This is a genomic window from Duganella sp. HH101 (assembly GCF_001758795.1).
GTDB classification, from domain to species: domain Bacteria; phylum Pseudomonadota; class Gammaproteobacteria; order Burkholderiales; family Burkholderiaceae_D; genus Rugamonas; species Rugamonas rivuli.
On sequence record NZ_LRON01000015.1, the window covers coordinates 104,485 to 117,435 of the forward strand.

The following is a 12,951-nucleotide window of genomic DNA, read 5'->3' on the forward strand; positions in this document are numbered from 1 at the left end:
TCTTTCCACAAGGCAATACCGGAAAGGAAAGACTGTGCAATATTTCGCGTATTTTTCTGTTTTCCCACAACTTTTATGGCATGAAACCCAGCATTGACGGGGCGCAAAGGACAAGGTTGAAGTTTCCCTAACATAACAAATTCCTGCCGCCGCCGCCGAGAACCCGCCATGAAATTCCTGCATAACCTGGAAACGTCCAGCAAGCTGCTGGCCGCCTTCGCCGCCCTGCTCGCCCTGACCGCGCTGCTGGGCCTGAGCGCCCTGGCCCGCATGGGCCATATCGACGACGCCTCCTCGGCATTGTCCGGCAAATGGCTGCCTCAGACCATAGCAGTGCTGTCGCTGCGCAACGATTTGCAGGAGGTGCGCAAACTGGAGCATGTGGTCCTGGCCGACAAGGACAGCATCGCCGACGCCGACCGCAAGCTGGCCGCGGCCAGCGCGGCCTTGCGCAGCAACGCTGGCCAGCTGACGCGCCTGCTGGCCGGGACGCCGGAACAGGCGCAGGGTACGGAGTTGCTGCGCCTGGCCGGGGACTACAGCGCCGAGCACGATCGCATGATGGCCCTCGCCGCCGACGGCAAGCTGGACGGGGCCAAGGCCTTGCTGAAGGGCCGTTCGCAGCAGGCGCTGGACACGGTGAACGGCCAGCTCGACAAGCTGCTGGCGGCGCAACTGGCCGGCAGCCAACAAGCGGCGCGCAGCGCCGACGAACTGTACGACGGCTCCCGGCTGATCACGCTGGGCACGCTGGGCGTGGCGGTCTTCGGCGGCGCGTTGCTGGTGTTGTGGCTGGCGCGTTCGATCTCGTCGCCGTTGCAGCGGGCGACGCAGGCGGCGCAGCGCATCGCCAGCGGCGACCTCGGCACCCGCATCGGCGACACCTCCAACAACGAGACCGGCAGGTTGCTGCAAGCGATGCAGCATATGAACGACAGCCTGCTGGGCATGATCGGCAAAGTGCGGCACGGCGCCCGCGCCATCGACGGCGCCGCGCGCGAGATCGCCGAAGGCAACCTGAATCTGTCGACCCGCACCGAGCAGCAAGCCGCGTCGCTGGAGGAAACCGCCTCGTCGATGGAGCAGCTGACGGCCACCGTCAAGCAAAACGCCGAGCACGCGATGCAGGCCAACCAGCTGGCGCTGTCGGCGTCCGCCGTGGCGCTGCGCGGCGGCGCCGACGTTGAGCAGGTGGTGGGGACGATGGCGTCCATCAACGACAGCTCGAAGAAGATCGCCGAGATTATCGGCGTGATCGACGGCATCGCTTTCCAGACCAACATTCTCGCGCTGAACGCGGCGGTGGAGGCCGCGCGCGCCGGCGAACAGGGACGGGGCTTCGCCGTGGTGGCGTCGGAAGTCCGCAACCTGGCCCATCGCAGCGCGGCGGCCGCGCGCGAGATCAAGGAGCTGATCGCCGATTCGGTCGACAAGGTGGCGCGCGGCACGCAACTGGCCGACCAGGCGCGCAATACGATGGACGAGGTGGTCGGCAGCGTCAAGCGCGTCACCGGACTGATCGGCGAGATCGCCGACGCCAGCGCCGAGCAGACCGCCGGGCTGGAGCAGGTCAACCAGGCGGTGGCGGCGATGGACCAGGCCACCCAGCAGAACGCCGCGCTGGTCGAACAGGCCGCCGCCGCGACGGCCGCGATGCAGGAAGAGACCGCCAGGCTGAAGGAAGCGGTCGGCGTGTTTTCCGGCGATGGCGATGCGCCGTCGCCGACGCCGGCCGGCCCCCTGTCTCTTGCCGCCGTGCTGGCCCCGCCGGCACAGCACATGACGCACGCGGGCGGCAGCGCCGCCGGACGGCGCGCGCCCGCCCCGCCGGGGCCGCAGCGGAGGCCCGCGCCCGCCGTGCGTCCGGCGCAAGGCGGCAAGGAAGTCGAGTGGGAAGAGTTCTGAGGGGAGCAACAAGGCGTGCTCCTACATGCCACCAAGACGAAATCCGATAGCGATCAGCGGATCGAACACGCATCATTGCGATACCAAAAACGCGACGGAATGCAAGTGCCGGCGCGGTTCTGGCGAGCACGTTCTTTCACTTTCGTAAAGGAATAGACATGAACTCGAATCAAAAAGGCAGTGGCAGCAAGCAGGACCAGAGCTCCGGCAGCAGCAAGCAGTCGGGCGACAAAGGTTCGTCCGGCGGTTCGCGCGGCAGCAGCGGCGGCACGCAGGGCGGCACCCATGAGCAGCATGTGGAAGCCGGCCGTCAAAGCCACAAAAACGACGGCAACAAGCAGTCCGGCAATAAGGACCGCTAGGTAGGCAAGCGCGGTCCCTGCGGTGCCATCCTCCGGCGCCGCAGCGCCGCGGCGTCAGGTTCCGACGTCAGATATTGGCCACCCGCTGTCCGCGCGGCGGCACGAAATCCTTCACTGCATCGACCATCCCCACTTTCAAGCCTTCGGCCGCCGTCAGGTGCAGGTCCGAGTACTCGTGCGTGCGCCAGTGCTCGTCGGTGAACCGGACATGATGGCGCAGGATCTGTTCGGTGCGGGCGTCGTCGGCCTGCAAGCCTTCGACGATGATGCGCAGCGCGTCCGGACGGGCGCCGTGCGGCGCGCTGGCGTGCGATTTGTGCACCATGAAGCGCGCGGTGTCGCTGGCGTAGCGCTCGGCGCCGGCCAGGAACAAAATCACCGCGATCGAAGCCACCGCGCCGGCGTTGTACGTGACGATCTTGATCGGCAGCTTGCTCAGGTAGTTGTACAGGCAGATGCCGTCGCTGACGTAGCCGCCGTTCGACTGGATCAGGATGTGGGCGGTGGTGATGCGGTCCTCCGTCATGTCGGCCACGGCGTCAAAGACGCGGCGAACCATGTCGCTGTTGACATCGCCGGACAGGGTGAACCACGCATGGCCCTCGTAAGTAGTGGAATCTTGGCTCATAACTGGGCTCTCGAATAAGTGTGATTTATTCTAGCAAATAGTTGTTTTTCAAGCCTTATTATTGCATTTCATTCGTGCGCGGGGGCTGAGCCCCGGAAATCAGGGTTCAGATTGACAACAAGGTGCTTCTGACATATATTCCCGAGTCTTGATCGGGAGAGGGTTGCGAGCGAATTCGCCTGCGCAGCCGCCGAAGGGGCACTACCCAAAAACTCTCAGGCAAAAGGACCGATCAAGGGACCAGCGCGGCCGCCGTATTGTTCAATGCGACGGGATGCCAACTGGACCAACTCTGGAGAGCGGTCGCGGCGCAAGCCGGCGGCCCACCGAAGGGGCGCACGGGAACCAGGAGCCAGCCTCCTCCCGTAATCTCTCAGGTACCAAGGACAGAGGGGTCTGCGATCATTGTGGAATCAGCTTTTGTTTAGCGTTTCCTTGTATGTTCTGTTAACCCCTATTCGATTTGGACCGAGGAATTATGACGCTCAAAGCCACCCCACTCAATAATGCCCACCGCGCCGCCGGCGCCAAGATGGTCGACTTCGGCGGTTGGGACATGCCGGTCAACTACGGCTCCCAGATCGAAGAACACAACGCCGTGCGCACCGACGTCGGCATGTTCGACGTCGCCCACATGTGCGTGGTCGACATCAAGGGCGACAACGTGCGCGGCTTCCTGCGCGGCCTGCTGGCCAACAACGTCGACAAGCTGCAGGTATCGGGCAAGGCCCTGTACTCGTGCATGCTGAACCCGCAAGGCTTCGTCATCGACGACCTGATCGTCTACTTCATCAACGAGAGCTGGTTCCGCCTGGTCGTCAACGCCGGCACCGCCGAAAAAGACGTGGCCTGGATGCAGCAGCAGAACACCGCCACCAAGGCCGGCCTGGCCATCACCCAGCGCCGCGACGGCGACACCGCCGAAGGCGCCCCGATGGCGCTGATCGCCGTGCAAGGCCCGAACGCCCGCGCCAAGGTGTGGGAAGTCATCCCTGAATCGAAGGAAGGCACGGCCGACATGAAGCCGTTCAACGTCGCCTTCGCCCAGAGCCCAACCTTCGGCGAGGCGATGATCGCCCGCACCGGCTACACCGGCGAAGACGGTTTTGAAATCGGCGTCGCCGCCGCGCAGGCCGAGAACCTGTGGAACGCGCTGGTGGCAGCAGGCGTCAAGCCGGCAGGCCTGGGCGCGCGCGACACGCTGCGCCTGGAAGCCGGCATGAACCTGTACGGCCAGGACATGGACGAAACCGTCAACCCGCTGGACGCGGGCCTGGCATGGACCATCGACCTGGTTTCCGAGCGCGACTTCATCGGCAAATCGGCACTGCAAGCCATGGGCCAGAACGCCCAGTTCGTGGGCCTGATCCTGCGCGAAAAAGGCGGCGTGCTGCGCGCCCACCAGAAGGTGGTCGTAGCGGGCACCGACGCCACCGGCGAGATCACCAGCGGCACCTTCAGCCCATCGATGCAGCAGGCGATCGCACTGGCCCGCGTGCCGAACGGCGTGGCCGTCGGCGACACCGTGCACGTCGAGATCCGCGACAAGAAACTGGCCGCGTCGGTGGTCAAGCTGCCGTTCGTGCGCAACGGTAAAATCCTGGCTGTTTAATTTTCGTATCACCTAACTACCCTTCTGGAGCCTTACATGAACATTCCTGCCGACCTGAAGTACACCGAATCCCACGAATGGGTACGCGCTGAAGCTGACGGCACCGTCACCGTCGGCATCACCGAGTTCGCACAGGATGCGCTGGGCGATATCGTCTTCGTCGAACTGCCGAAAGTGGGCGCGACCTTCGGCGCCGGCGACGACGCCGCCGTGGTGGAGTCGGTCAAGGCAGCCAGCGACATCTACGCGCCGATCGCCGGCGAAGTAGTCGCCGTCAACGACGACGTGGTCAACGCGCCTGAATCGATCAACGCCGACGCCTACGCCAACTGGCTGTTCAAGATCAAGCCGGCCGACGCCGCCGCGATCAACGGCCTGCTGGACGCCGCCGCTTACGGCAAGACCACCGAAGCGTAATTCCGCGAGAGGGCCAGCAGCACGCTGGCCCTTTGCTTTTGCCCCGGGCTGCTTGCCGGGGAAAGCCGCGCCCCACCCGCATTCTCTTTTTTGGCCCTGACAAATCATGACCCGCACCAGCCTGACCCAACTCGAAGCCCGCGACGCCTTCATCGCCCGCCACATCGGCCCTGACGCCGCAGAACAGGAAGCCATGCTGTCGGTACTCGGCTACGCCTCGCGCGCAGCCCTGATCGACGCCCTGGTCCCATCCAACATCCGCAACAAAGGCGCACTGCCGCTGGGCGCGTACTCGCAGCCGATGCCGGAACAGGAAGCGCTGTCCAAGCTGAAGAAGATCGCCTCGAAGAACAAGGTGCTCAAGTCGCTGATCGGCCAGGGCTACTACAACACCGTCACGCCTGGCGTGGTGCTGCGTAACATCTTCGAAAACCCGGCCTGGTACACCGCCTACACCCCGTACCAGCCGGAGATCTCGCAAGGCCGCCTGGAAGCGATCCTGAACTTCCAGCAGACCATCACCGACCTGACCGGCATGGGCATCGCCAACGCCTCGATGCTGGACGAAGGCACGGCCGCCGCTGAAGCGATGACGCTGATCCAGCGCGTGGGCAAATCGAAATCGATGACCTTCTACGTGGCCGACGACGTGCTGCCGCAAACCCGCGAAGTGGTCGAGACCCGCGCCAAGCCGCTGGGCATCGAAGTGAAGACCTTCCACCCGGCCGAACTGGCCGCCGTCGGCGAATGCTTCGGCGTGCTGCTGCAGTACCCGGGCGTGAACGGCGTGGTGCGCGACTACAAGGCCGGCGTTGAAGCCATCAAGGCCAAGGGCGCGATGGTGGTGGTCGCCGCCGACCTGCTGGCGCTGACCATGCTCACGCCTCCGGGCGAATGGGGCGCGGACGTGGTTGTCGGTAACAGCCAGCGCTTCGGCGTACCGCTGGGCTTCGGCGGCCCGCACGCAGGCTACCTGTCGACCCGCGACGAATTCAAGCGCAGCATGTCCGGCCGCCTGGTCGGAGTCACCATCGACGCACAAGGCAACAAGGCTTACCGCCTGGCGCTGCAAACCCGCGAGCAGCACATCCGCCGCGAAAAAGCCACGTCCAACATCTGCACCGCGCAGGTGCTGCTGGCTGTGATGGCGTCGATGTACGCCGTCTACCACGGCCCGAAAGGCCTGCTGCAAATCGCCCAGCGCGTGCACCGCTACACCGGCGTGCTGGCCGCCAACCTGAAGACCCTGGGCTACACCGTCACCAACGAGACCTTCTTCGACACCCTGACCGTGGCCGTCAAGAACGCCGAGCAGCTGCATGCATCGGCCCACTCGCACGGCGTCAACCTGCGCGTGATCGACGCCACCCACGTCGGCGTGTCGCTGGACGAGACCACCAGCCGCGAAGACATCGCGCTGCTGTGGACCGTGTTCGCGCACCCGGTCGGCGGCCCGGCCCACGGCCCGGACTTCGACGGCGTGGAAGCCGCCGTCGCCCAGGCATTCCCTGATGCGCTGTCGCGCACCAGCGAGTACCTGAGCCACCCGGTCTTCAACCGCTACCACTCCGAAACCGAAATGCTGCGCTACCTGCGCAGCCTGGCGGACAAGGACCTGGCGCTGGACCGCACCATGATCCCGCTGGGTTCGTGCACCATGAAGCTGAACGCGACCTCGGAAATGATCCCGGTCACGTGGCCTGAGTTCTCCAACATCCACCCGTTCGCGCCGGACGCGCAGACCGTGGGCTACCGCGAAATGATCTCGCAGCTGGAAGAGATGCTGTGCGCGCTGACCGGCTACGCCGCCGTGTCGCTGCAGCCTAACGCCGGCTCGCAGGGCGAGTACGCCGGTCTGCTGGTGATCCAGGCTTACCACCAGTCGCGCGGCGAAGGCCATCGCAACATCTGCCTGATCCCTTCGTCGGCGCACGGCACCAACCCGGCATCGGCCAACATGGTCGGCATGCAGGTGGTCGTCACCGCCTGCGACGCCAGCGGCAACGTCGACCTGGCCGACCTGAAAGCCAAGGCTGAACTGCACTCGAAGAACCTGGCCTGCGTGATGGTGACTTACCCATCGACCCACGGCGTGTTCGAAGAAGGCATCCAGGAACTGTGCGAAATCGTCCACGGCCACGGCGGCCAGGTCTACATCGACGGCGCCAACATGAACGCGCTGGTCGGCGTTGCGGCTCCGGGTTCGTTCGGCGGCGACGTCTCGCACCTGAACCTGCACAAGACCTTCTGCATTCCTCACGGTGGCGGCGGCCCGGGCGTCGGTCCTATCGGCGTAGGCGCGCACCTGGCGAAGTTCCTGCCTAACCAGCGTTCGAACGGCTACATCCGCGACAACGCCGGCATCGGTTCGGTCAGCGCCGCGCCGTACGGTTCGGCCAGCATCCTGCCGATTTCGTGGATGTACATCGCGATGATGGGCGCGGAAGGCCTGACCGCCGCGACCGAAACCGCGATCCTGAACGCCAACTACATCGCGCGCCGCCTGTCGCCGCACTTCCCTGTGCTGTACTCGGGCCACGACGGCCTGGTGGCGCACGAGTGCATCATCGACCTGCGTCCGCTGCAGGATGCCACCGGCATCAGCAACGAAGACGTGGCCAAGCGCCTGATGGACTTCGGCTTCCACGCGCCGACCATGAGCTTCCCGGTGCCGGGCACGCTGATGATCGAGCCGACCGAAAGCGAATCGAAGGTCGAGATGGACCGCTTCATCGATGCGATGATCGCCATCCGCGGCGAGATCGCCAAGGTGGAAAGCGGCGAGTTCGACAAGCTGGACAACCCGCTGAAATTCGCGCCGCACACCGCCGAGGTGCTGACCGCCGACAAGTGGGAGCGCAAGTACAGCCGCGAAGTGGCGGCCTATCCTGTGCCGTCGCTGCGCAAGCAGAAGTACTGGCCGCCGGTCGGCCGCGCCGACAACGTCTACGGCGACCGTAACCTGTTCTGCGGCTGCGCGCCGATGAGCGACTACGAGTAATCGTGTAAGTAACTGAGGGATGCGCGGTTCGCCGCGCTGTCTGAAGAACGCAGGCGAACCAACCGGTTCGGCCTGCGTTTTTTTATGCCTGCAGCGTGGCGGCGAAATAAAGCAGCAGTGTCATGGAAATCCGGTCAGGTCGGCTCAAGCGCTTCATGCTAGCGGATTTGATAACTTGAATTTATGTTTGACTTCATTTCATATGTCAGATATTCTTTACACATGAAATCGAAAACGCCTACTCCCAGCGGAGACCAATTGTTGAGCATGCTTGCGGCGCTGTCCAACCCGCACCGCCTGCGCATCGTTGCGATGCTGAAGTCCGGCGGCCGCAACTACGTCAGCCAGCTGGCGCGCGAGCTGGGCATCAGCCGGCCATTGCTGCATCTGCACCTGCAGAAGCTGGAGGACGCCGGGCTGGTCGTGAGCCAGATGGAGCTGTCGCAGGACGGCAAGGCGCTGAACTATTTTGACGTGAGTAACTTCGACTTCGAACTGACTCCGGCCGTGATCGCCGAGGCGGTCAAGTCGCTGTCCAACAACCCTGAACAATAGAGGCAATTATGGCTGAGCATGTATATCTTTTGACGATCTGCCTCCCCCTGCTGGCGATCGTGATCATCGCGGCGATGCGGCATTTCTCCGCGATCCAGCAGGCCAAGCTGCGCTTCGCCCACGAGGAAGCGTACCGCGTGATCGCCGAGAAGGCCGTCGCGGCGCACACCGAAGCCGCCGCCTCGCTGGCGTCGATGGACGCCAGCTTGTCGGAGTTGAAATCGCGCGTCACGGCGATCGAAAAGATTCTGAAAGAAGTCGAGTAATCCCCCTCCCCCCCCACCTGGAGCCGCAAAATGAACGAAGTTTCGTTGGTACGTCTGTATATGCTGAGAGCCGTGTATCTGATTATCGCCGTGGGCCTGGGTCTGGTCATCTGGCCTGGCGTGATCCATCACGACAAGCCGTGGAGTTTGATGGGGGGCGTGGTCAATTGCATGCTGGCGGCGTTTGGCGCCTTATGCGCGCTGGGCGTGCGCTATCCCTTGCAGATGCTGCCGGTGCTGCTGTGGGAACTGTCGTGGAAAGTCATCTGGACGCTGGTCGTCGTCCTGCCCGCGTGGCGCGCCGGCGCGCTGGACGCAGGCACGATGGAAATATTCGTGCAATGCCTGGCAGTGATCATCATCCCGATCGCCATGCCTTGGGGCTACGTGGTCAAGAAATACCTGCGCCAATCCGGCGACCGCTGGTCGGTCAAACGCCAGGGCGCATAAGCTTCAATTGCGCACCGACGCCAGCCGCAGGCGCACCACGCGTGGTGTGCCTGCCGGCAGTTTGGGCGGCGGTGGCTCCATGCCCTCGTCCAGCTTGAACATCGCCACCGCCTCCGACAAATTCACCGCCTGCCGCTGCAAGCTCGACGCCGCGCTGGCGGCCTGTTCGACCAGCGCCAGCTTCTGCTGCGTCACCTGATCCATCTCGACGATGGCCTGATGCATGCCTTGCAGGCCCTGCGCCTGCTCCGCGCTGGCCGCGCTGACCTGGCCGATGATGTCCCCCACCTGCTGCACCGACGCCACGATCTCCGCCATGCTGCTGCCGGCCTCCTCCACCGAACGGCTGCCGCCCTCGATCTCCGCCATCGACTCCGCGATCAGGGCCTTGATCTCCTGCGCCGCCACCGCCGAGCGCCGCGCCAGTGCGCGCACCTCGCCCGCCACCTGCGCGAAGCCTTCGCCATGCTCGCCCGCGCGCGCCGCCTCCACCGCCGCGTTCAAGGCCAGCAGATTGCTCTGGAAGGCGATGCCGTCGATCACGCCGACAATCTCCACCACCTTGCGCGAGCTGCCGCGTATCGCCGCCATCGTCACCACCAGCCGCTGCACCACGCTGCCGCCGCGCACCGCGAAGTTGGTGGCGCAGCGCGCCAGCTGGTTGGCCAGCTGCGCGTTGTTGGCCGTCTTGGTGACGGTGGCGCTCAGCTCCTTCATCGAACTGCTGGCCTCCTCCAGCGTGCTGGCCTGCGCCTCGGTGCGCTGGGTCAGGTCGACATTGCCCATCGCGATCTCGCGCGACGCCGTGTCGATCGACTGCGCCGACGCCAGTATCGTCTTCAGCGTCGTGTTCAGATTGCGGATGCTGGTGTCCAGCGCGCGCGCCGTCTCGGCGATTTCATCCTTGCCGTAGACGCGGTTCTTCACGGTCAGGTTGCCCTCGGCCAGGTCGAGGGCGGCCGCGCCGATCTCGCCGACCTCCTTCAATAGCGCCCGCCGCACCGCCATCGTCACCAGCAGCGACAGCGTGATCGACAACACCACCACCGATGGCATCACGGTCGACAGGGTCTTGAACTCGGCCTCCGCGTCGCTGTAGGCGCGCGCGTTGAGCGACTGCTCCAGCCGCGACAACTCCTCCAGCCGCTTGGCCACCACGTCGAAGCCCCGCTCGGCCTTGGACATGGCGTTGGTCGCCATCGACTGGTCGGCCATGCTCAATTCGATGACGTCGGCAATCGACTTCACATACAGGGCGTACGCCGTCTGCGACTGGGCGACGAAGCGGCGCTCGGCCGGATCGTTCTGGGTCGCCATTTCCAGCTGCGCGAACTGGCGGTCCAGCGCGGCGTGGCGGGCGTGGATGTCGCGCACCAGCGCATCGATGCGCGCCGGCGAGAAGCTGGCGTTGATCCAGGTGAGCAGCTGGTAGATTTCGGTATGCGCGCGGTTGGCGCCGGCCACCAGGTCGGCCGCCGCCTTGAGCCGCACGGCGCGCTGCTGCACCATGTCTTCCAGCCGGTGGTGCTGCCGCACCAGCCCGGCGAAGGCGCCCGCCGACAGTGCGATCAGCAGGATCAGCACCACGCCCGGCGCCAGCAGCAGCTTGGGGCCTATTCGCAGTTTGCTGAGCATGTTCACGGCTCAGTGCTTGTAGATACCGGCTTCCAGCGCCACATCGCCGACCCGCAGCACATAGGTGCTCTTGGCCTCCACCTTGCCGGTCTGCGGGTTGCGGAACTTGTAGTCGACCCAGCCGGAGCCCTTGCCCCTGGCCAGCGCCAGCATCTCCTGGCGGAACGGCTTGCCGTCGGCGTCCGGCACGTCCAGCAGGTTCTTGCCGATCAGCGCCGTGGTAGGATGGGCGATGGTGATGCCGTCCATGTCGCGCATCGCCAGGTACAGCGTGCCCTGGTTGAAATCCGGATCCTTGCGGTTGATGCGGGCGATCATCTCGGCCTTGCCGTGTGCGCGCACGAACTGTGCGCCCTTCTCGGCCAGCGCCATCGCATCCTTCTCGTTGGGGGCGGCAAGGGCCTGCAGCGAGCATAGCAACAAAACGATACCGAATACAGCGCGCATGATTCCCTCCGGCAGGTAAGATGGTGTACTGTACGCCGCATGCAGCGGCGCAATCTTGCGTTTAGTCAACGGAGCACCATGAAAGCATCGATCAAAGCCGCGCTGGTTTCGGCCCTAGTGTTTCCCGGACTGGGCCACCTGGTGCTGCGGCGCGGCGTGCGCGGCCTGCTGTTCATCGTGCCGACGCTGCTGGCGGCCGGCTACCTGCTGCGCGCCACGCTGGCGCTGGCCGCGACCCTGGTGGCCGACGTCGAAAGCGGCAAGCTGCCGCTCGATCCTATCCTGATCCTCGAACGCGTGCACAGTTCCGGCATCGACAATCCCGCCACCAACGGCGCCGCCTTGATCTGCATCGTGTGCTGGATTGGTTCGGTGGCCGACGCCCTGTGGCTGGGACGCCACCGCTAGCGGCACGCACCGGCGTACAATCGGTCGGCACCCGGCTGACATCGGCACGGGTTGCGCCCGCCGTTTTCCTCCACCAGAAAGGATACGCCATGCCTGTTGCCCCGCACGTCCGCCATGCCCTGCCCCTCCTGATCGCCGTCCTGCTGGCCGCCGCCGTGGGCCCGGCCCAGGCCTCCGGCATCCGCCGCACCGTGGTCCAGAAAGCCGACGTCTCCGTGCCGGGCCGCGAGGCCGTCGTCGCCAGGGTCGAACTCGACGCCGGCGCCACCGCCGGCCGCCACACGCATCCGGGCGACGAAATCAGCTACGTGCTCGAAGGCGAAGGCGAACTGCGCATCGACGGCGAGGACCCGCGGCGCGTCAAGGCCGGCGAATCCTTCGTCATCCCGGCCGGCACCATCCACGACGCCCTCAACGTCGGCAGCGGCACGCTCAAGCTGGTCGGCGTGTACGTGGTCGACAAAGGCAAACCGCTGGCCACGCCGGCCAAATAGTGTCATCACAGTTTCATCTGGCGGCGCTACAGTGGCGGCGCCACCATTGAATACTGAGCACCGATGACTTTTTCGCCTCCCCGGGCCGCCGTCCTGTGCGCGCTGGCCTGCACGCTGGCCTGCCCCGCCGTCCACGCCGGCCGTCCGATGACGGTCGACGATGCCGTCATCGCCGCCCCCGGCCAGTGCCAGCTGGAGACTTACGCGCTGCGCGCCGGCGACCTGGCCGAATACTGGGCCACGCCGGCCTGCAATGTGGGCGGCAGCTGGGAACTGGCGTTCGGCGGCGCCTGGGCCGACGACACTTCCGGCCCGCACAGTCGCACCACGCACTACGGACGCCTTCAGGCCAAGACCGTGTTCAAGCCACTGGAGACCGACGGCTGGGGCCTGGGCCTGGTGCTGGCCGACCAGTTCCGCGCAGGACGCGGCGGCGATGGCGACCTCTCGGTCAACGTGCCGCTCAGCGTATCGCTGCGCGGCGACGCGCTGCTGCTGCACTTCAACCTGGGCCTGACGCACCTCGAGAGCGTGCGCCGCCACTACGCCACCTGGGGCAGCGGCGCCCAGTTCAAGCTGGACGAGCGCCACACGCTGACGGCCGAAGTGTACGGCCGCCAGCACAGCGGCTCGCGCTACCAGTTCGGCATCGCCCGCGCGCTGATCCCCGACCGTCTGCAGATCGACGCCACCTGGGGCCGCAGGCTGGCGCGCGGCGCGGCCGAACCGGTGGTCACGCTGGGACTGGTGTTCCAGTCCAATTAAGCGCCG

14 protein-coding genes and 2 riboswitches are annotated in these 12,951 nt (G+C 65.4%); of the genes, 11 read left to right on the forward strand and 3 right to left on the reverse strand.

From position 1 onward, the window contains the following. Nucleotides 1–168: 168 nt before the first annotated feature. The gene (locus DUGA2_RS34835; protein ID WP_070271632.1) at nucleotides 169–1,905 is read left to right on the forward strand and encodes a methyl-accepting chemotaxis protein; all 1,737 of its coding nucleotides are present in this window, start codon (nucleotides 169–171) and stop codon (nucleotides 1,903–1,905) included. A gap of 158 nt (nucleotides 1,906–2,063) precedes the next feature. Next, nucleotides 2,064–2,267 carry a hypothetical protein gene (locus tag DUGA2_RS22180; RefSeq protein ID WP_070271633.1) on the forward strand — a complete coding sequence of 68 codons (204 nt, stop codon included), beginning with the start codon at nucleotides 2,064–2,066 and terminating at the stop codon, nucleotides 2,265–2,267. A gap of 67 nt (nucleotides 2,268–2,334) precedes the next feature. Here DUGA2_RS22180 and DUGA2_RS22185 read toward each other — a convergent pair whose 3' ends face one another. Next, nucleotides 2,335–2,895 (reverse strand): ATP-dependent Clp protease proteolytic subunit, encoded by a 561-nt coding sequence (locus DUGA2_RS22185; RefSeq protein ID WP_070271634.1) that lies wholly within the window; start codon nucleotides 2,893–2,895, stop codon nucleotides 2,335–2,337. A 143-nt stretch (nucleotides 2,896–3,038) separates the two neighbouring features. Continuing rightward, a riboswitch (glycine riboswitch) is annotated at nucleotides 3,039–3,136 on the forward strand. Nucleotides 3,137–3,177: 41 nt separating this feature from the next. Then, nucleotides 3,178–3,295: riboswitch (glycine riboswitch) on the forward strand. Nucleotides 3,296–3,373: 78 nt separating this feature from the next. Here DUGA2_RS22185 and gcvT point away from each other — a divergent pair. The 6 genes from gcvT (at nucleotide 3,374) to DUGA2_RS22215 (ending at nucleotide 9,196) form a co-directional block, all read left to right on the forward strand. Further along, on the forward strand, nucleotides 3,374–4,507 hold the full coding sequence (gcvT, locus tag DUGA2_RS22190; RefSeq protein WP_070271635.1) for a glycine cleavage system aminomethyltransferase GcvT: 1,134 nt from the start codon (nucleotides 3,374–3,376) through the stop codon (nucleotides 4,505–4,507). 36 nt (nucleotides 4,508–4,543) lie between these two features. Continuing rightward, nucleotides 4,544–4,924 (forward strand): glycine cleavage system protein GcvH, encoded by a 381-nt coding sequence (gene gcvH, locus DUGA2_RS22195; RefSeq protein ID WP_070271636.1) that lies wholly within the window; start codon nucleotides 4,544–4,546, stop codon nucleotides 4,922–4,924. Between the two features lie 106 nt (nucleotides 4,925–5,030). Next, nucleotides 5,031–7,925, forward strand: a complete 2,895-nt coding sequence (gene gcvP / locus DUGA2_RS22200; RefSeq protein ID WP_070271637.1) for an aminomethyl-transferring glycine dehydrogenase — start codon at nucleotides 5,031–5,033, stop codon at nucleotides 7,923–7,925. 267 nt (nucleotides 7,926–8,192) lie between these two features. Continuing rightward, the gene (locus DUGA2_RS22205; RefSeq protein WP_229212341.1) at nucleotides 8,193–8,480 is read left to right on the forward strand and encodes a winged helix-turn-helix domain-containing protein; all 288 of its coding nucleotides are present in this window, start codon (nucleotides 8,193–8,195) and stop codon (nucleotides 8,478–8,480) included. 29 nt (nucleotides 8,481–8,509) lie between these two features. Then, nucleotides 8,510–8,746, forward strand: coding sequence for a hypothetical protein (locus DUGA2_RS22210; protein ID WP_051077282.1), 237 nt, complete (start codon nucleotides 8,510–8,512; stop codon nucleotides 8,744–8,746). A 30-nt stretch (nucleotides 8,747–8,776) separates the two neighbouring features. Then, the gene (locus tag DUGA2_RS22215) at nucleotides 8,777–9,196 is read left to right on the forward strand and encodes a hypothetical protein (RefSeq protein WP_070271639.1); all 420 of its coding nucleotides are present in this window, start codon (nucleotides 8,777–8,779) and stop codon (nucleotides 9,194–9,196) included. Nucleotides 9,197–9,199: 3 nt separating this feature from the next. Here the strand turns inward: DUGA2_RS22215 and DUGA2_RS22220 are convergent, their stop codons facing one another. Next, the gene (locus DUGA2_RS22220) at nucleotides 9,200–10,831 is read right to left on the reverse strand and encodes a methyl-accepting chemotaxis protein (protein WP_070271640.1); all 1,632 of its coding nucleotides are present in this window, start codon (nucleotides 10,829–10,831) and stop codon (nucleotides 9,200–9,202) included. Between the two features lie 9 nt (nucleotides 10,832–10,840). Continuing rightward, the gene (locus tag DUGA2_RS22225; RefSeq protein ID WP_070271641.1) at nucleotides 10,841–11,278 is read right to left on the reverse strand and encodes a cache domain-containing protein; all 438 of its coding nucleotides are present in this window, start codon (nucleotides 11,276–11,278) and stop codon (nucleotides 10,841–10,843) included. A 78-nt stretch (nucleotides 11,279–11,356) separates the two neighbouring features. Here DUGA2_RS22225 and DUGA2_RS22230 point away from each other — a divergent pair, with 78 nt between their 5' ends. From DUGA2_RS22230 to DUGA2_RS22240, 3 genes are all read left to right on the forward strand, one after another. Next, on the forward strand, nucleotides 11,357–11,686 hold the full coding sequence (locus DUGA2_RS22230) for a hypothetical protein (RefSeq protein WP_070271642.1): 330 nt from the start codon (nucleotides 11,357–11,359) through the stop codon (nucleotides 11,684–11,686). Nucleotides 11,687–11,775: 89 nt separating this feature from the next. Next, on the forward strand, nucleotides 11,776–12,180 hold the full coding sequence (locus DUGA2_RS22235) for a cupin domain-containing protein (RefSeq protein WP_070271643.1): 405 nt from the start codon (nucleotides 11,776–11,778) through the stop codon (nucleotides 12,178–12,180). A gap of 63 nt (nucleotides 12,181–12,243) precedes the next feature. Next, nucleotides 12,244–12,945, forward strand: coding sequence for a hypothetical protein (locus DUGA2_RS22240; protein WP_070271644.1), 702 nt, complete (start codon nucleotides 12,244–12,246; stop codon nucleotides 12,943–12,945). Nucleotides 12,946–12,951: the final 6 nt, after the last annotated feature.

Excerpts from the sequence above, each read along its gene's own strand:
- DUGA2_RS34835 (WP_070271632.1), top strand. The coding sequence starts at position 169 with ATGAAATTCCTGCATAACCTGGAAACGTCCAGCAAGCTGCTGGCCGCC.
- DUGA2_RS22180 (WP_070271633.1), top strand. The coding sequence starts at position 2,064 with ATGAACTCGAATCAAAAAGGCAGTGGCAGCAAGCAGGACCAGAGCTCC.
- DUGA2_RS22185 (WP_070271634.1), bottom strand. The coding sequence starts at position 2,895 with ATGAGCCAAGATTCCACTACTTACGAGGGCCATGCGTGGTTCACCCTG.
- gcvT (WP_070271635.1), top strand. The coding sequence starts at position 3,374 with ATGACGCTCAAAGCCACCCCACTCAATAATGCCCACCGCGCCGCCGGC.
- gcvH (WP_070271636.1), top strand. The coding sequence starts at position 4,544 with ATGAACATTCCTGCCGACCTGAAGTACACCGAATCCCACGAATGGGTA.
- gcvP (WP_070271637.1), top strand. The coding sequence starts at position 5,031 with ATGACCCGCACCAGCCTGACCCAACTCGAAGCCCGCGACGCCTTCATC.
- DUGA2_RS22205 (WP_229212341.1), top strand. The coding sequence starts at position 8,193 with ATGCTTGCGGCGCTGTCCAACCCGCACCGCCTGCGCATCGTTGCGATG.
- DUGA2_RS22215 (WP_070271639.1), top strand. The coding sequence starts at position 8,777 with ATGAACGAAGTTTCGTTGGTACGTCTGTATATGCTGAGAGCCGTGTAT.
- DUGA2_RS22220 (WP_070271640.1), bottom strand. The coding sequence starts at position 10,831 with ATGCTCAGCAAACTGCGAATAGGCCCCAAGCTGCTGCTGGCGCCGGGC.
- DUGA2_RS22225 (WP_070271641.1), bottom strand. The coding sequence starts at position 11,278 with ATGCGCGCTGTATTCGGTATCGTTTTGTTGCTATGCTCGCTGCAGGCC.
- DUGA2_RS22230 (WP_070271642.1), top strand. The coding sequence starts at position 11,357 with ATGAAAGCATCGATCAAAGCCGCGCTGGTTTCGGCCCTAGTGTTTCCC.
- DUGA2_RS22235 (WP_070271643.1), top strand. The coding sequence starts at position 11,776 with ATGCCTGTTGCCCCGCACGTCCGCCATGCCCTGCCCCTCCTGATCGCC.
- DUGA2_RS22240 (WP_070271644.1), top strand. The coding sequence starts at position 12,244 with ATGACTTTTTCGCCTCCCCGGGCCGCCGTCCTGTGCGCGCTGGCCTGC.